The organism is Bacillus sp. FSL M8-0077 (genome assembly GCF_038050255.1).
In the GTDB taxonomy this organism is placed as follows: domain Bacteria; phylum Bacillota; class Bacilli; order Bacillales; family Bacillaceae; genus Bacillus; species Bacillus altitudinis.
Genome location: NZ_JBBPAF010000001.1, coordinates 3,872,218 through 3,890,129, shown reverse-complemented (window position 1 = coordinate 3,890,129; position 17,912 = coordinate 3,872,218). Strand labels below are relative to the sequence as shown.

The following is a 17,912-nucleotide window of genomic DNA, read 5'->3' as shown; positions in this document are numbered from 1 at the left end:
ACCTCCTTTACAAATAATCGATATTTGGAATAGATGGCTGTTTTTCTGGGAAAAGAAGAGCTCGCCAATGAGTAAGCGTTGGGTTTGCTGCAAGATCAACGAAATTGATGGCCGCTCCTTGCTGTCTCCACTTTTCCGCTAGACTCATCATTCTGATAGAATCAAGCCCAAGGTAGACAAGATTTTCGTCAAGCGGTATTTCATTCGGCTCGATTTGGAGATATTCAGCTACTTGGTGAACGATAGCATCGAAGGATAAATCATCACCATCTGCTTCCTGTCCTGTTAAACGACGAATGATTTGGTTTGTCGTAGTGGTGACCGCACAGCGTTCAGCTGCATAGGTCATCGCCATTTTGTGATGCTTAAGTGAAAAGTCAGCGACGGCATCGGCGACAAAAAAGGTTTCAATATCGAGCATGAATGCTTCTGCGGCTGTCAGCATACATCCAATATGTGCATATACGCCAGTAATGATCAGTTGATCACGTCCGCCTTCGTGAAGAAGATCTAAAAAGTTGGATTTTTTGAATGCGCTATAACGCCACTTTGTCAGCATTGTATCTGCCTCAGATGGAGCAAGCTGATCAATGATTTTTGTCAATGCTTCATCATCACCAAGTCCAGGTCCCCAAAAATCGGTTAATAAGGCACGATCCTTCGGGTCTTGGTCACCAGGTTGAGCTGTATAGACGACTGGAATTCCAAGTTCTTTGCATGTATCCCGTAATTGTTCAATGTGTTGCACTAACTCTGTAATCGGTGATGTATCTTGTTGAAATGCATTTAAAAAATATTGCTGCATGTCATGTATTAGCAAAACAGCACGTTTCGGATCCGGTATCCAGTTCACTTTATTTTCGGGTAAATCTTGTATGCTCGGCATTGAATACGCAGGAATAGTAGGAATTGCCATGGTTTTCACTCCTCTTTTTATACGTTGGTAGCCTTAATTGCAGCTAATTCTCTTAATGCTTTTTTACTGATTTTGCCTACACCTGTTTGTGGGAACGCATCGATCCATTCAATGCGGTCAGGAATTTTATAGGCAGCGAGCCCACGTTCTCTTAGAAAGGACTTTAAGACATGCGGTGCTGGTTTGTTGTTTCCTTTCGCGATAACAAAGGCACATGAGCGTTCGCCAAGAAATGGATCTGGCATGGACACCATGGCGGCATCATGAATGTCAGGATGCGCAAGTAAATGGTTTTCAACTTCTTCAGCGGCAACCTTTTCGCCACCACGATTGATTTGATCCTTGTCTCTGCCTTCTACAACAACATTTCCTTCTTTGGTTAATCGTACGATGTCACCTGTTCTGTAGAAGCCATCGGGTGTAAATGCTTTTTTGTTTTGTTCATCGGCTTTATAGTAGCCGCGAATCGTATAAGGTCCTCTTGTTAAAAGGTGTCCAGCCACTTCATTCGGGACGGGCTTGTCCTCATCGTCTACGACTAGTACCTCATCATATTCAGACATCGGGCGTCCTTGTGTATGAATAATGACATGTTCAGGGTCATCCAATCTGGTATAGTTGACCAGACCTTCTGCCATGCCAAAAACTTGCTGTAACTTACACCCAAGGGCAGGCATTACTCGTTTTGCTGCCTCAGCACTTAATTTAGCACCACCGACTTGTAAGACCTCAAGACTCGATAAGTCATCTGATCGATGAGGAGCGGCCTCTAACCAAATTAACGCGATAGGTGGAACGACAGCGGTAATCGTCGCCCGTTCTTTTTCAATGAGTGGAAAGACGACATCAGGGCTTGATCCAGATGCAAGAACGACTCTTCCACCAGCGTATAATGTCCCAAGAACTCCAGGTGAGCTTAATGGATAGTTGTGTGCAACTGGAAGTGTAGCCAGATACACACTATCTTTTGTGAGCTCGCACACCTCATTGCTTTTCCAAAGACTATAAATATAGTCATCGTGTGTACGAGGAATGAGCTTAGAAAGGCCTGTGCTGCCTCCAGATAACTGAAGAAATGCAATATCGCCTGCCTTTACATGAATCTGAGGATCGAGCGATGGGTCCTTGCGCAAATCATCCAAGGCAAGGAATTCCTCAGCTTCCCCTGCAACAATGACATGAGGTAATGATGGAAGTTTTTCTTTCACTTGACGTGCGAGTGATCGATAATCAAAGCCGCCATCGATATCTGGTATGACATATGCGTCTGCTTCGGCAAACTCAATAAAATAAGTGATTTCACTGCTTCTATGAGATGGCAGCGAAAAGACGGGTAAAGCACCGATACGAAATAAAGCGAAAATGACTTCAAAAAAAGCGGGAATGTTAGGGAGCTGCACGACAACTCGACTTCCTTTTTGAATTCCAAGCTGATGAAAACCGGCAGCAAGACTGCTGACACGCTCATCAAGTTCTTGGTAGCTCATGTGCGCATCAGCGTATGTAATCGCTGTTTTATTTCCTAACGATACAGCACGTTCACGAAGTATACCGCCAAAGGTTTCCCCACGCCAACAGCCGTTTTCACGGTATTGTTTTGCAAATTCTTCTGGCCATGTAGGTGGTTGAACAAACATGTTTTTGTCATCTCCTATTTCTTTTTATAGCTGATAGATGCCCATCGCACGAAGCATCGTGTGGAATTTTGCAGATGTTTCGGCTAGCTCTTCTTGTGCCTTTGATCCTTTGACCACCCCTGCACCCGCATATAGGCGAAGGGAGTGACCCTCAGCTTCAGCACAACGAATGGTGACAATCCAATCACCATCACCATTTGCATCTGCCCACCCGACCATTCCTGTGAAAAATCCTCGATCGAAAGGTTCAATCGCTTGAATGGCTTCACGTGCATCTGCTGTAGGTGTTCCGCATACTGCGGGTGTTGGATGAAGGCTTAGCGCTAAATCAATGGAGGATACACTGGAATCTGCTAATTCACCTTTTACGACAGTAGATAAATGCCACATCGTTTCTGTTTGTATGACGGATGGTGATGCAGGAACATCTAACGTACGACAGTAAGGAGCAAGCGCTTTAGTGACAGCATCGACAACCACTGCATGCTCGTGTAAATCCTTCGCTGAAGTAAGGAGTTCATCGTGACGACGCTGGTCTTCTACGGGATCTGAACTGCGCGGCCGAGAACCAGCGAGTGGATTGGAAATCACAGATGAACCAGTTTTTGAAAGAAGCAGCTCAGGGCTTGCCCCAAGAAGTGTGCGCTTTTGGGAAGATTTCGGATCAGCTACATTTGCAGCAAACGTATAACCAGTTGTATTATGACGAGCCAGCCGTTCTAGTATTGCTTTCGTAGGAATGTCTTGATTTGATTTGAGATGGAGAGATCGAGAAATGACGATTTTGCTAAGCTCTCCTTTTTCAATTTTAGCTAGCCCTTCGTTCACACCTTCCATGTAGACATCGGGAGAGGGGACAGGTGTCACCTCATAGGATGCCACTTCCAATTCTTCATCATCTTGATGAAATTCGAGTGGATCACTAAACTGTACATGGACTGGTACATTTAAACGAACGGGTTGTGCCGGATCAAACGGAACAGCACCAGCAACAATCGGTGCTTGAATTCCAGCTTGTTTGGCAGTCTCAAAAACATGGGCTACCTTTGTGGATAGTTCATCGAGTTGATTGGTTTTAATATGCTGGAATATCCCCTCTGCAAGTAACGCTCGTTTAGGAGAAGCAAGGAAAAATGCGCCTGGCTGATAGTCTTGGATCAACTGTACTTGTTCTTCTGTCGACAATAATGAATGTTTCATGAAAAGGCCTCCTTTTTGATAAAATGCTAAATTCCGAGTGTTGCGCCACCATCAATTGTGAGATTCTGCATCGTAATATGGCTGGATTGCTCAGATGCAAAGAAGATGACTGCATCAGCAATGTGTTGAGGGTCAGCGATTTTTTGTAAAGGAATACCGGTTTTATACGTCTCTAATGAACCTTTAATCACCTGATCTGCTCCTTGCTCATCAGACCATAAAGCCCATTGCATAGGTGTTGCGGTAGAGCCGGGAGAGACGACGTTGCATCTGATGCCATAGGTAGCCAGCTCTAATCCAAGCGTTTTTGTAAAGGAAGTAGCTGCTGCTTTTGAAGCTGCATAGGCAGCCATATTCATTCTAGGAATGGCACCTGCGTTAGAGCTGACGGTCACAATGACCCCATCTGATCTTTTCATCATGTGTTTGGAGACAGCTTGAGAGACATAAAAGACACCATGTGTATTGACTGCGAAGGTTTGGTGCCAGTCATCTGAACTAAGCTGGTCAATCGAACTGATTCGAAGAATACCTGCTACATTGACCAGTAAATAAATGGGGCCAAGCTGCTTTTCAATTTGATCGACAATGTGCTGAACAGATGCTTGATCGGTAATGTCACCTGGATAGGCAAAGGCACGTATGCCTTCATCATTCATTTGCCTGACGGTGCTTTGTAGCTGCTTTTCATTTGCGTCAACTGCTGCAATGATCGCACCTTCATCTGCTAGTCTTTTTGCGACTGCTTGACCAATACCTTGTCCTGCGCCTGTAATAAGGGCAATTTTTTGAGATAGACCACTGTGTTTCATGTGTTCACTGCCTTTCCTTCATGTCTGTGGGTGTGAAAGGATCATCATGATAGAGTGCAAAACGAAAAGCGTCATTCATTAGCACTGGTAAAACGGACGTATGTCCTTCTTCAGGGAACTCGTGATAGGCCGTATGCAAGCCATATGAAGATAAAGTCAGCATCCGATTTGCTAGTGCATGTGCATGAGCATTCATTTGACATTGATGATGTTTTTCTAACTCACCTACACCTACAAGTAGCCTTGCATCCAAAGGCACTTGACGGATACGGTTGGTGAATTGGTGTTCTTTTTCTAGAAATAATTCTTTGTTCCAGTGGATAGAAGGGCTGCCCGCAATATATGTCTGGTAAGCATCAGGGTGCTCAAATAGTGTGTGTAATACAAAAAGCCCGCCAAGAGAATGGCCAAATAGTGTTTGACGACTCTGATTAATCGGAAAGCGCTGCTCAATGTAGGGCTTAACCGTCTTTTCTAAAAAAGAAAAAAAAGCAGAGGCGCCGCCATATGTATGGATGGAGAAGTCCTTTCTTTTACCCCCAATGGAAACGTCAGGGCCGGTAAGAGTGAGATCATAATGCCTAAGCGGATGATAGGGCGCTTCTGTCTGATAGCCAATTCCAACAATGATAGCAGGTACGACACCTGTTTTTTCAGGTCTTCTTGACTGTAAACGGATGGCTTCGACCATTGTGCCAAAAAGTGAATTCCCATCAAGCACGTACATGACTGGAAAACCAGTTGCGGGAGGAGTGGTGTTCGGTTTAAATATAAAAAGTCTGTATGGGTGTGCTGTGATATCTAGTTGTTCCGTCCCAGGTATAAAAAAAGGACGGCTTTCTCCAAAAAGTGAATCATCAGTACCCATTCCTTCAGTGCGTTTGGCCATATGTGAAAAATCCCCTTTCTCAAATTGACCCTCAAATGATGATAAAAGCAGGCTTGCGGATATTGGATGAGTGTAGTAATAAAAATTTAAATGAAAATGATTCTCAATTATCACGCAAGCAAATCAAATGATAATGGTTATCAATTAGGAAGTCAAATGTTCATAAAGTTGTATAATTGATAACTTAATCTCAATATTCAGAAAATAAAGGACTAACTGACTACCAAATGATTGGAAATAGAGAATGCCGGATTGTGCATTTAAACAGAGTAGAAATGCCAAAAAACCTTGACAGTCTCAAAATATTTACCATTTTCTTCTGTTTGAATCAGGATTAAATATAGGTTTTTTTTCTTGAAATAATTTTGAGTAAAATAAGTCTATAGACCTTCTTGTGTTTTTAGAAAAAAAGAGGGGGATTTTGGGGAAAGTTAGTGATCTTAATTCACAACTTATTCAATATCATGCGTAAATTCATAGACAATTTTCTAGGGAAGACAAGATTGCAGGGAATGTAGGCAGAATGAAACTCCCATTAGGAAAACTGAGGCTAAATCTGCTTGAAAATCAGCTCAATCTGAAAAATACGTTACAGTGGAGGAATATCATGAAATGAAGCAATCATGACATGATATACGGATGACATTTGCAGCCTATGAACAATGGGATTTGTACCAGAGGCCTACCAATATGATCACCATCCTCCTCTTTTCAACACGCCCTCAAGCTCTGTAGAGTGGCGAAATAGCATATAACATCAAAAATGAGGCAACAAAAAAAGTAAGGGATGCTTCCTTACTTTTTGATCGTATCTCTGTCAACACCATTTAATTAAAATCCATCGGTGACATCATATTCGTAACGGATATCGGCTTTGACATTGCTCATAGTAGATCTCGCGGTAGCTTTTGCGTTGTACTTAAAGTTCCATTTTTGAGCGACTCTTAATTGATCATCCAGAGATATACGATAAGAACCACTTGTTGCAGAGGAGAAAAGTGATTGATACCAAATGTTACTATCACTAGCCAGCAGTTTGTGTGTGACATTCCCTTGGTTGGGTGTTTGAGTGCTAGTTGTCGTAATTGATTTAACTACAGCGCGTTTAGGAACTGTGGAATTATTCGTTAAATCCATTGTAATGACTGAAGAGTCAACTCCTAAAAAATTTAAAGAAGAATTCCCCAAGTTTGTAGCAGTCCCTGTAAAATTGAATGTCCCATTTCCAGATTTAATACGATCTTGAATGGAAACAGTAAAATACATGTTACCGGTATATGTACCACGGGTTACTTTCACAAAATAAGTTTCTGAAGTTGAAGTCACGTCACCAGTATTTGCAAAAATAAAAGGCGTTACTGAATCAGGATTTATAACTTCGGATCCTGTCCTAGAATATTTCGAATTATACACCTCGATGTTCATCCCTGTATATTGCTTATTATACGAACTTCTGACATAAACTCTTTCACCTTTATTGATCGTAAACTGATAATACGCTTCATTTTCACCTTCAGGTAAGATTGTCGTGTCTGAACGACTATTTTTCCAATATCCCATTGAACTTGCAGTGTTAGGGCTGTTATTCCCCGTAATTGCTGCTTCCGCTGAAGTAGGTGCAAAAAAACTAGTAACAAGCGCCAATAATAATGCTGGTAATAATAAACGTTTAAAGATAGTATTTGTCATATATTAACCCTCCTTGTAATAATTACTATATCGACATTAAACTAACAAATTTTAACTGAATTGCCGATATATTTAATAATCACTATTTTCTTAAAAAAGGAGAATCAAAATGAATATTAATACGTCATATACAGCCAGTTCTTCGAACAATTTGAACCAAATAAACTCTAAAGGTCAATCAGCTATTAAAAGTACAAACGAAGTGATGACCGAATCTGATAGACGAATGAAAATATTAGATGAAAAATACGAAAAAATAAATGAACAAAATAAACGATTCAAAGATCCTCAGAGTCATATATATGATAAGTATCGAAATCCATACTCTTCTTATTTCAGAAGTGATCTAACTAAAGTGGAGAGAGAAGCTGCTTATACGATGGAAATGAGTTGGGCAAGGAATAATAAAGGTGGACAATATGACTTCAATGATGCTATCTTCCGTAATGAAAATCGGTACGACCCTACCCAAGAAAGTGTAGAAAAGAAACTATTAAATCGTCAGAAGGTGAACGAACAACTGCAAGCTTTGTTTTCTACCAATGGTTTGAATATTCCTAAAAACGCCAATTTAACTTTTACCATTGACCCCAATCATTTTAAATTAGTGGTGAGTGGATCAACAGACGAAACCCTAGTCAAACAAATAGAAGACATATTGAATACAAGCAACAATACAAGAGAACTATTTTTTCATATTATGAAAAGTAGAAATGATGATTCGACTCAATTCACGCCGGATTCACTTGCAAAGTTCCATCTTGTCAATCAAATCAAAACGGTAACAGGCTACAATTTAAGAGATTTAAGCATTGTAAACGGTCAATTTGTAACGGATACCGGAGCGAATATTTTTGATATCTACAAAGAAGAACTTCTAAAAAACCCATACACAGCTGAAAATGCCCGCATTGCTGCATCACATTATGGTGCACAACTCTTTGACTTAGCCAAAAACGGATATGATTCTATTCCCGATTTGGTGTTATCTATTGGGTATGAAAACGGGTCTTTATATGACATTGGACAAAAGGTGAATTACGGAGTTAAGAAAACGATAGATTAAAAAACGCACCTGATATTTTCAATATTTGATCATGTGCGTGTTCATGCCATGTTGGAGTATCGATCACATGTGTGAACATCAGCTACAAATTCCATTAGCGATACAAAGGACTCTATAACAATTTATGTTACAGAGTCTTTTCTATTTGAAGTGTGTTGTTTCGCTGTTCAATGAAACAACCACATGGTAATTTTGACTATAGTTGATGTTTTTCACTTTTTTATTGGTGAAAATGTTAAAATGATGAGTAGCGTATTTTTTTATGAAAGGACGGTGCTTGGCATGACGGAACTTCTCGATGACCGGCTGCCGCCGCAAAATATAGAAGCCGAGCAGGCCGTATTAGGTGCTGTTTTTTTAGAACCATCTGCGCTAACGCTCGCTTCTGAAGTATTAATTCCAGAGGATTTCTATAGAATGTCGCATCAAAAGATTTACAATGCGATGCTTGTACTTGGTGATAGAGGGGAACCGGTTGACCTTGTCACGGTGACATCAGAACTTGCCAATACAGACTTACTAGAAGAGGTAGGCGGGATTTCGTATTTAACAGATATTGCGAACTCTGTCCCAACTGCCGCTAACATTGAATATTATGCAAAAATTGTAGAAGAAAAATCCATTTTAAGACGTCTGATCCGTACAGCGACAACCATTGCACAGGATGGATATACGCGTGAGGATGAAGTAGAAGATCTATTGAGTGATGCTGAAAAAACCATTATGGAAGTGGCTCAGCGTAAAAACTCAGGAGCTTTCCAAAACATTAAAGACGTTCTTGTTCAGACATATGATAATATCGAACAGCTTCATAATCGAAAAGGTGATATCACTGGGATTCCAACGGGTTTCTCAGAGCTTGACCGTATGACAGCTGGCTTTCAGCGAAATGATTTGATTATTGTAGCAGCTCGTCCGTCCGTAGGGAAAACAGCCTTTGCCTTGAACATTGCACAAAACGTCGCGACCAAGACAGATGAAAGTGTCGCCATCTTTAGTTTAGAGATGGGCGCTGAGCAGCTGGTCATGCGTATGCTTTGTGCCGAGGGAAATATCAATGCACAAAACCTAAGAACCGGTAACCTCACAGAAGAGGACTGGGGCAAGCTGACAATGGCGATGGGTTCGTTATCAAACAGTGGGATTTTCATTGATGATACACCTGGTATTAGAGTCAGTGAGATTCGCTCAAAATGCCGCCGTTTGAAGCAAGAAAACGGACTTGGCATGATCCTGATTGACTACTTACAGCTCATCCAAGGGAGTGGACGATCAAGCGATAACCGTCAGCAAGAGGTATCTGAAATTTCTAGGGCTTTAAAGTCACTAGCAAGAGAACTTGAAGTGCCGGTCATTGCCTTATCACAGCTTTCTCGTGGGGTAGAGCAGCGTCAGGACAAACGTCCGATGATGTCTGATATTCGTGAATCAGGAAGTATTGAGCAGGATGCCGATATTGTGGCGTTCCTTTATCGTGATGATTACTATGACAAAGAATCAGAGAATAAGAACATTATTGAAATTATTATTGCGAAACAGCGTAACGGTCCAGTTGGAACGGTATCACTGGCGTTCGTGAAAGAATATAACAAATTCGTCAACTTAGAAAGAAGATTTGACGATGCGGGTGTTCCGCCCGGTGCTTAAAGCCCAGCTCAAGAAGCTGGGCTTTTTTGATCCATCTACATCGAAAGAATGACTGAAAAACAGTCGAAATGAGGAGGAGTGAGAGAAAAAGAGAGCGTATACTAAAGGGAGAGAAAAGGAGTGATGACTGATGAAGTTTCAACAATTCGAAGCCGCTCAATTACGCATCGCACGTCCAACCGTCAACATGAAAGAGGTTGTTTCTTTTTATGAAGAAGGTTTAGGGCTGAAACGAATTGGCTCATTTGATCAGCATGAAGGGTATGATGGGGTGATGCTTGGGCTTCCTCACCAGCATGTTCATCTGGAAATCACCAAACACGAAGAAGACGAAAGCTTGCCCGTTCCCCACCCAGAGCAGCTGCTTGTGTTCTATATTCCGGATGAAGAGGAATTTCAGCAGATGAAAAAGAGACTGATCGCATTTGGCGGACGGCATGTCACCTCTACGAACCCTTACTGGGATCGAGAAGGCATGACGATTGAAGATCCAGATGGATATCGAGTGGTGCTCATGAATACAGAAGGAATTACACCTGATTAAGAAAGACTCCCATCTCGTGGGAGCCTTTTTTGTTAGGAACGAGGCGTGACACGGAGCTTCAGCTCTTTTAGCCCATACATACCGCTGCTTGCCATTGGGACGTAAGAGAGAAGCTCTAGTGATTCATAACGTGCCTGTATGGCTTTGATGGCAGTGCATGCTTCCAGGCGAGCAAGTGGTGCGCCTAGGCAGAAATGAATGCCGTGGCCGAAGCCAATATGGGGATTAGGGTGCCGGTGTATATCGTACTCATGTGCGTTTGGAAATTGACGTTCATCCCTGTTCGCAGACGCAAGAAAGACAATTACAATGTCTCCCTTTTTCAATACTTTCCCTCCAAGTTCGGTGTCTTCCGTGACATAACGGACGATGGTAGGCGCAGGGGCACGAAAACGGACAGCTTCCTCCACAGCACGAGGAATGAGGTCAGGTGATTGAGCGAGCGCTTCATATGTCCCCGGATTTTCTAACAAACTAAAGATCATATTGGAGATCAGGTTGGTGGTCGTTTCGTTGCCTGCTAACAGGAGAAGATTGCAGAAAGGAATTAATTCGTCTGCGGACAGCTTGTCTCCATTTTCCTCCGCTTGAATTAAAAGCGAAATCAAATCATCACTAAGGTTCTGCCGCTTCTCTTCAATGATGTCAGCAAAAAACGCCATCATGTCCGCTTCGCTTTGATCCCGTGTTTTCTGCCATTCAACGACATCTCTTTCTTCTTCACTTTTAGGCATGCTGACGAGAATATCGGACCATTCTTTAAAGGATTGTTTATGTTCTGTTGGCACACCTAAAAGCTCTGCAATGACAATCACAGGAAGCGGGTAGGAGATGTCTTGAACAAGATCAATCTCTTCCTTACCTTCTATTTGTGCAATGAGATCATCCATTAACTCTTGAATGCGTGGTTCCCACAATTTCATCACCCGGGGTGTAAAGGCTTTGCTCACAATGGAACGGATTCGTGTATGTTTTGGCGGGTCCATCATGACCATTGTTTTCATCAGTGAATGTTTCCGGTGGTCTTGAGGAGGTTGACTAGAAAAGGTATCTTTATCGATGGTGACGCGCTTTGCTTCTTCATAGGTGAAGACACTCCATGTTTGGCTGTGTTCATCAAAATGTACAGGAGATTCTTGACGCATTTTGGCGTACCAATCAAATGGGTGATACGGGTCCTGCTTATTTTTCCCTCTTAATAACGCTTTTTGAACGGCACTAGGTGTTGTTGTTTCCATGATCATCACTCCTTATGGGTTGTCAGATGATTCCTTTTTTTCACTGTGTTAGATTTAAAGGTAATTCATCAGGAGAAAGGATTCAACCAACAGAAAAGCGAAATCTGTTGAAGAAAATGGGAAGGGGAGAGCGGCTTGTGGCGGACTGCTACAGAGGGGATAAGCGCGCAACTGAATCAAAGAAACAATTAAGAAAAGCGTTATTTCAGTTATTAAAGGAGAAGGAATGGGGGAAGATTTCTGTACAAGATTTGACGAACAAGGCAGGAATCCATCGCACCACCTTCTATCAGCATTATGAGGATAAGTTTGACTTAGCTCAGCAGGTCATGGATGAGATGTTTGATGTCATGAAAACCGCTATTTTTGCTCCTGTACATGAAAATGAGTGGAAGGGCGATCATGTAGCATATGTGTATATTTATCGCTTTTATCAGCATTTGCAGGAACATGAAGCGGAGTATCAGATTCTCTTGAAAAGAGGACGAGAGCTTAATATTCATCAGACGGCCAGTGCTTTTTTTGAAGAAAGCTTTACTTTGGGGCTAGAAGAAGTCACAGGTTCACCACCTGATCCACAACACGTTCCTCTCGAGATGCAGAAGCAATTTGTCATTTCTGCTTATGTTGGAACAGCTGAGTGGTGGCTGAGAAAAGGCAGACCATATTCACCCGACTTTATGGCAAGTTCGATGATTCAATTGATTGAAAATCACTGAACAAACGGAAATGAGAAAAACAGTAATTTTGCTCGAAATCTTCTTGTTTAAGTGTAGAATGAGCAATTAAAGCGCTTTTCCTCACATGTAAAACGAACAAAATTTGATTTCGAGATATTAATGTTCGGATTTCACGTTGACTTTTTCATTGTGCATTGATAAAATAAATGTGTTTGAAAGAGATAACGTTTTGAAAGGTTAACGGAGGTGCACGATATGTCTTCAGTAGTCGTAGTAGGTACGCAGTGGGGTGACGAAGGGAAAGGGAAAATTACCGATTTCCTTTCAGAAAATGCAGAGGTGATTGCCCGTTATCAAGGGGGAAACAATGCAGGTCACACAATCAAATTTGATGGAGTGACTTACAAGCTACACCTCATTCCGTCCGGTATTTTTTACAAAGAGAAAACTTGTGTCATCGGTAATGGAATGGTGGTTGATCCTAAAGCGTTGGTCACTGAGCTTGCGTATCTTCACGAACGGAATGTGAGTACAGATAACCTCAGAATCAGCAATAGAGCCCATGTCATTCTGCCTTATCACTTAAAATTGGACGAGGTAGAAGAAGAGCGGAAAGGGGCTAATAAGATCGGTACGACGAAAAAAGGAATCGGACCAGCTTATATGGACAAAGCGGCCCGCGTCGGAATCCGTATCGCAGATTTATTAGATCGTGAAGTATTTGAAGAGAAGCTTGCCCGTAATCTAGAAGAGAAAAATCGTCTTTTAGAGAAAATGTACGACACAGAAGGCTTCAAAATTGAAGATATTTTAGATGAGTATTATGAATATGGTCAGCAAGTGAAAAAATATGTCGTGGACACATCTGTTGTATTGAACGATGCTCTAGATGAAGGCCGCCGTGTTCTTTTTGAAGGGGCACAAGGCGTTATGCTTGATATCGATCAAGGGACATATCCGTTCGTGACGTCATCTAACCCAGTGGCTGGAGGCGTGACGATTGGTTCTGGTGTAGGTCCTACGAAAATTCAACATGTGGTCGGCGTATCAAAAGCTTACACAACTCGTGTAGGTGATGGCCCATTCCCGACGGAACTTCATGATGAAATTGGCGATCAAATCCGTGAAGTTGGCCGTGAATACGGTACGACAACTGGCCGCCCGCGCCGTGTTGGCTGGTTTGACAGTGTTGTTGTCCGTCATGCGCGCCGTGTGAGCGGAATTACAGATTTATCTCTTAACTCCATCGATGTACTGACAGGGATTGAGAAATTGAAAATCTGTGTTGCTTATAAATTGAACGGAGAAATCACTGAAGAATTCCCAGCAAGTCTAAATGAATTAGCGAAATGTGAACCTGTCTACGAAGAAATGCCAGGTTGGACAGAGGATATTACAGGCGTGAAGAATTTAAGTGAACTGCCTGCAAATGCCCGTCATTACTTAGAGCGCATTTCACAATTAACAGGTATTCCACTTTCTATTTTCTCAGTCGGACCAGACCGTTCCCAAACGAACGTTGTCCGCAGCGTGTACCGTCCATCATTATAGACTGATCAGACACCAGTAAAATCACACATTTTACTGGTGTTTTTTTGTTTAAATATTCCTTAATTTCTACGGAACGCTCTTCCTGTCATTACCAAAATGTGATAACTGTATAAAAGGGAAGGAGCGTTCTAGTGAAAGAAAGAATACGATTATTAGATATTTTACGAGGTTTTGCGATATTAGGCACATTGGGTACAAACGTTTGGTTTTTTGCGTACGCAGGGGATACCTTTGCGACAAATCAGATTGCGGATGAATATGAAAATGGTAGTTTTCTTGAAAGTCTTGTCTCTATGTTCGTTTATGGCAAAATGTTATCGCTGCTCACAATCATGTTTGGTGTAGGGCTAGAGCTGAAATACCAGCAGGCGAAAAGAAAAAATACGACTTGGCCGGGTACATATTTATGGATTCTTTTATTCTTATTGATTGAAGGCTTTGTCCATTTTGCGCTAGTGATGGAATATGATGTACTCATGAGTTACGCCGTCACGGGTTTGCTTGTGGCGTTTATTGTCCGTGGAGGAAGTCGGCGCATCAAAAAAGGCATGATTGTCTCGGGTGTCATTCATTTGTTGGTGACGGCTTTTCTCGTTGTATTTTCTTTCTCTGAATTGGAAACTGAATCCTATGACGGGAGCAGTGAACCAACGTACGAAGAACAACTGCCGGAGACATGGATATCTCAAGTTCAAGACCGATTACAGCACTTTTTGATGTACCGAGAAGAAGCGATCTTTATTATCCCAATGAATACCTTTTTGTTTTTATTAGGTGTGCGGATGATGAGAGCTGGTGTATTTTATGAAAATGAGCGTGGGCAAACTCTGCGGAAAATATTATTCAGAATGGGTTTGTGGGTTGGTCTGCCGCTGAATGCGCTCGTCTTCGTACCAAATGAAATAGTAGAATTTGTGGTGCGCTATGTGTTTTCACCATTCCTTTCTATTTTCTATATTGCTGTCGTGGCGAAGCTTCTAGAACGGACGGAATCATGGTTCATGTGGACTTGGTTTGAATATGTAGGGAAAATGGCGCTTAGCTGCTATATCCTGCAAAATGTCATCTGCTCGATTCTTTTTTATAGCTGGGGATTGGGTCTTGGCGGGCAAATCAACGCCCCCCTTATCGTCTTGTCATGGCTGTTCATTTCACTTCTGCAAATCGCCATTTCAGCCCTTTGCTTAAAGGTTTTGCGGATTGGACCAATGGAGTATATCCGATCACAGGCACTTCGCCGTGTGACAATGAAGAAAGCATCTTAAAGGGAATAGATACAATGTTTTTCAAAAAAACGACGAAAAGAGAACAAGCCAATGCACAAAAAGCAGCAGGATCGGCGTTTGTTTTTTATCTTTTAGCATTAGGGGGACATGCATCTTACGCTTTTTTTCAAGATGAGAGTACACCTGTTACTTTTGTGATTTTAATGACAGGTCTCCTTGTGTTTTTCACCGCAGATTGGCTATACAATAAAAAACAATCATAAAAAAAGAAGCCCTCTGATGAGAGCTTCTCAACGTGTAGACAAACCCTCGCATTCGGTGTCAGTCCTGCGTGCCGGTGCTCACGAATGTGAAATTCGCTCAGCGCCGCTACTCGTCCTTCCTAGACTTCAAAGGTTTTCAACTACGTTGAAAAGAAGACAAAGGGATAAAATAAAGTTCATTTTAGCCCTTTGTCATCAATTGAAGAGCCCTCTGATGAGAGCTTCTTTTTTATTTTAGACTCTTATATTGGCCTTTTAAATTTTTACGAATGTATTGAATGATTTTGCGCAGTTCGTTGGCGTGCGGTCTGCCAAATGGACTTGTTTGTCTTTGCTGATAGAGGACTTGGCCTTTTTCATTTAATAAGAAATAGGCAGGTTCTCCGTGCACCCCATGATCTTCGTATGGGGCATCTTCCCCGTGATAGAAGACTTCATAGGCTTTCAATGATGTGAGGTCTTGGTCAGACATGATGGGGAAAGAAAGTCCCTCTTTGTCTGCAAATTCCTTCAAGTCTTCAGGGTTATCCGTTGAAATCGTCATTAAGTGAATATCCTTTTCTTGAAAATAGGATTGCTGTTTTTCCAGCTCTTTTAATTCCTCGACACATACTGGGCACCATGATCCTCTAAAGAAAACGATAAGGTGCCAGCTTTGATGCTCCTCTAAATGTTTGTAAAACTCAATGTGATCGCCCTGCACTGTTGGCAGTGAAAAATCGGGCATTTTATCTCCTAATTTAAATGAACTCATCCTATGCTTCCTCCTTTTTCAATCACCATGCTGTTTGTTTCTTGTATAACCAATATTGGTCGGAATCAAACGTTTCTGTGTGCTTGGAATAGGCAGGGGTCATTGATTTAATGAAGACGCTTGCAGGGATGGGGCATGTAACAGAAGATATCAAATCCGACACTTTTTTTAAAAAAATGTCGAAAAACGTATTGCCATATGTAATTACTCTATGATATTATAAATCTCGTTGTTGCAAAGGTCTCTGAAACTTGTTAAGATGCGATTTTCCAGCTTTTAAAGCGATTGGTTTGACGCAATACAGCTTCTTCAGATTCACTTTTCACAAACCGAGAGCCATTAGCTCAGTTGGTAGAGCATCTGACTTTTAATCAGAGGGTCGAAGGTTCGAGTCCTTCATGGCTCACCATGTTTTGGCCCGTTGGTCAAGCGGTTAAGACACCGCCCTTTCACGGCGGTAACACGGGTTCGAATCCCGTACGGGTCATTGATTTACTTTAGCGTTAAGCTAATTTTTCCTCACTTGCTTGAAGGAGCACCACGATTGCTTTTTCGGGCAAGTTACTGAGGTCCGGTAGTTCAGTTGGTTAGAATGCCTGCCTGTCACGCAGGAGGTCGCGGGTTCGAGTCCCGTCCGGACCGCCATTTATACATATTCATCTTTTGATGATGGCTCGGTAGCTCAGTTGGTAGAGCAACGGACTGAAAATCCGTGTGTCGGCGGTTCGATTCCGTCCCGAGCCACTTCCAAACGCATCTGCAATCGCAGGTGCGTTTTTCTTATGAAAAGAAGGCATAAAAAGGGAGAAGCCGGACCTAGGTAGGGCCCGGCTCCATAAGAAGAAGACGTTACATGTATATAGACGTTCGGTGATTGGAAAAGTTTCAATAAAAAAGGAAAAAGTCATCAATTTTTTTGGGTGGAGTTCTTCTATCCAACGTTTACTAGCAAAGAAAGCCGTTATTGTTTTTATCTTTGCCTCGTAAAACGTTATAATAGACAGTGAGCCTTTTTTTCGTAAATGAAGAAGGCGTAATGAGACATGCAAAATGGAATGACATAGATGCTAAAAATGCAGGAGGAACTCACAATGGAAAAAAAGATTCTTGTCGTAGATGATGAAAAGCCGATTGCGGATATATTGGAATTTAACTTAAGAAAAGAGGGCTACGAGGTTCATTGTGCGTATGACGGAAATGAAGCCCTTGAAATGGTAGAAGAAATTAAGCCAGACATCATTTTGCTCGACATTATGCTGCCGAACAAAGATGGCGTTGAAGTATGCCGTGAAGTGAGAAAGAAATATGATATGCCGATTATCATGCTGACAGCAAAAGACTCTGAAATCGATAAAGTCATTGGTCTTGAGCTTGGCGCGGACGATTATGTCACAAAGCCATTCAGTACACGCGAGCTGCTTGCACGTGTAAAAGCAAATTTAAGAAGACAGACGGCTGCTCCGCAATCAGAGGAAGAATCTGAATCAAATGATATCGAGATTGGTTCACTTGTGATCTACCCAGATGCGTATGTCGTGTCTAAGCGTGACGAAACGATTGAGTTAACGCATCGTGAGTTTGAATTGCTTCATTACTTAGCGAAGCATATTGGACAAGTCATGACACGTGAGCACTTACTGCAAACTGTATGGGGCTACGATTATTTCGGAGATGTCCGTACAGTAGACGTCACAGTCCGCCGTCTTCGTGAAAAAATTGAAGACAACCCTAGCCACCCGAGCTGGATCGTAACAAGACGAGGCGTCGGCTACTATTTAAGAAACCCAGAGCAGGACTAAG

16 protein-coding genes and 4 tRNA genes are annotated in these 17,912 nt (G+C 42.0%); 12 read left to right on the top strand and 8 right to left on the bottom strand.

The genetic code is table 11. The annotated features are described in order from the left end of the window. Positions 1–7: 7 nt before the first annotated feature. From NST57_RS20085 to NST57_RS20060, 6 genes are all read right to left on the bottom strand, one after another. The gene (locus NST57_RS20085; protein WP_341299166.1) at positions 8–916 is read right to left on the bottom strand and encodes an isochorismatase family protein; all 909 of its coding nucleotides are present in this window, start codon (positions 914–916) and stop codon (positions 8–10) included. Between the two features lie 17 nt (positions 917–933). Continuing rightward, the gene (locus NST57_RS20080) at positions 934–2,553 is read right to left on the bottom strand and encodes a (2,3-dihydroxybenzoyl)adenylate synthase (protein ID WP_341299165.1); all 1,620 of its coding nucleotides are present in this window, start codon (positions 2,551–2,553) and stop codon (positions 934–936) included. A 24-nt stretch (positions 2,554–2,577) separates the two neighbouring features. Further along, positions 2,578–3,753 carry an isochorismate synthase DhbC gene (gene dhbC / locus NST57_RS20075; RefSeq protein WP_341299164.1) on the bottom strand — a complete coding sequence of 392 codons (1,176 nt, stop codon included), beginning with the start codon at positions 3,751–3,753 and terminating at the stop codon, positions 2,578–2,580. A 26-nt stretch (positions 3,754–3,779) separates the two neighbouring features. Next, positions 3,780–4,565 (bottom strand): 2,3-dihydro-2,3-dihydroxybenzoate dehydrogenase, encoded by a 786-nt coding sequence (locus NST57_RS20070; protein ID WP_341299163.1) that lies wholly within the window; start codon positions 4,563–4,565, stop codon positions 3,780–3,782. Positions 4,566–4,569: 4 nt separating this feature from the next. Further along, entirely contained in the window at positions 4,570–5,454 is an 885-nt protein-coding gene (locus tag NST57_RS20065) for an alpha/beta hydrolase (protein WP_341299162.1), read from the bottom strand. A gap of 831 nt (positions 5,455–6,285) precedes the next feature. Beyond that, positions 6,286–7,143 carry a hypothetical protein gene (locus NST57_RS20060; RefSeq protein WP_341299161.1) on the bottom strand — a complete coding sequence of 286 codons (858 nt, stop codon included), beginning with the start codon at positions 7,141–7,143 and terminating at the stop codon, positions 6,286–6,288. A 109-nt stretch (positions 7,144–7,252) separates the two neighbouring features. Here NST57_RS20060 and NST57_RS20055 point away from each other — a divergent pair, with 109 nt between their 5' ends. The 3 genes from NST57_RS20055 to NST57_RS20045 all read left to right on the top strand — a co-directional run bounded on the left by NST57_RS20055 (position 7,253) and on the right by NST57_RS20045 (position 10,400). After that, the gene (locus NST57_RS20055) at positions 7,253–8,209 is read left to right on the top strand and encodes a DUF4885 family protein (protein ID WP_341299160.1); all 957 of its coding nucleotides are present in this window, start codon (positions 7,253–7,255) and stop codon (positions 8,207–8,209) included. 282 nt (positions 8,210–8,491) lie between these two features. Further along, entirely contained in the window at positions 8,492–9,856 is a 1,365-nt protein-coding gene (dnaB, locus tag NST57_RS20050) for a replicative DNA helicase (protein WP_003214779.1), read from the top strand. A 130-nt stretch (positions 9,857–9,986) separates the two neighbouring features. Beyond that, positions 9,987–10,400: a VOC family protein gene (locus NST57_RS20045; RefSeq protein ID WP_142153437.1), complete on the top strand. Its 414-nt coding sequence runs from the start codon at positions 9,987–9,989 to the stop codon at positions 10,398–10,400. A 32-nt stretch (positions 10,401–10,432) separates the two neighbouring features. Here NST57_RS20045 and NST57_RS20040 read toward each other — a convergent pair whose 3' ends face one another. Next, entirely contained in the window at positions 10,433–11,638 is a 1,206-nt protein-coding gene (locus NST57_RS20040; protein WP_341299159.1) for a cytochrome P450, read from the bottom strand. A gap of 137 nt (positions 11,639–11,775) precedes the next feature. On the opposite strand from NST57_RS20040, the gene NST57_RS20035 reads away from it, so the two are divergent. The 4 genes from NST57_RS20035 (at position 11,776) to NST57_RS20020 (ending at position 15,358) form a co-directional block, all read left to right on the top strand. Further along, complete coding sequence (locus NST57_RS20035; RefSeq protein ID WP_341299158.1) at positions 11,776–12,357, top strand: TetR/AcrR family transcriptional regulator; 582 nt, start codon at positions 11,776–11,778, stop codon at positions 12,355–12,357. A 216-nt stretch (positions 12,358–12,573) separates the two neighbouring features. Then, positions 12,574–13,869 carry an adenylosuccinate synthase gene (locus NST57_RS20030; RefSeq protein ID WP_007497400.1) on the top strand — a complete coding sequence of 432 codons (1,296 nt, stop codon included), beginning with the start codon at positions 12,574–12,576 and terminating at the stop codon, positions 13,867–13,869. Between the two features lie 131 nt (positions 13,870–14,000). After that, positions 14,001–15,134, top strand: a complete 1,134-nt coding sequence (locus NST57_RS20025; RefSeq protein ID WP_341299157.1) for a DUF418 domain-containing protein — start codon at positions 14,001–14,003, stop codon at positions 15,132–15,134. A gap of 14 nt (positions 15,135–15,148) precedes the next feature. Further along, positions 15,149–15,358, top strand: a complete 210-nt coding sequence (locus tag NST57_RS20020; RefSeq protein ID WP_142153431.1) for a hypothetical protein — start codon at positions 15,149–15,151, stop codon at positions 15,356–15,358. Positions 15,359–15,587: 229 nt separating this feature from the next. On the opposite strand, the gene NST57_RS20015 is transcribed toward NST57_RS20020, so the two are convergent. Further along, positions 15,588–16,112, bottom strand: a complete 525-nt coding sequence (locus NST57_RS20015; RefSeq protein WP_039170410.1) for a peroxiredoxin family protein — start codon at positions 16,110–16,112, stop codon at positions 15,588–15,590. 333 nt (positions 16,113–16,445) lie between these two features. Between NST57_RS20015 and NST57_RS20010 the strand changes: the two genes are divergently transcribed. The 5 genes from NST57_RS20010 to yycF all read left to right on the top strand — a co-directional run bounded on the left by NST57_RS20010 (position 16,446) and on the right by yycF (position 17,911). Continuing rightward, a tRNA-Lys gene (locus NST57_RS20010) sits at positions 16,446–16,521 on the top strand. A gap of 6 nt (positions 16,522–16,527) precedes the next feature. Further along, positions 16,528–16,599 (top strand) — tRNA-Glu (locus NST57_RS20005). Between the two features lie 81 nt (positions 16,600–16,680). Continuing rightward, positions 16,681–16,757 (top strand) — tRNA-Asp (locus tag NST57_RS20000). Positions 16,758–16,783: 26 nt separating this feature from the next. Further along, positions 16,784–16,856: transfer RNA gene (locus NST57_RS19995), tRNA-Phe, on the top strand. Positions 16,857–17,203: 347 nt separating this feature from the next. After that, positions 17,204–17,911, top strand: a complete 708-nt coding sequence (gene yycF / locus NST57_RS19990) for a response regulator YycF (RefSeq protein ID WP_017359978.1) — start codon at positions 17,204–17,206, stop codon at positions 17,909–17,911. Position 17,912: the final 1 nt, after the last annotated feature.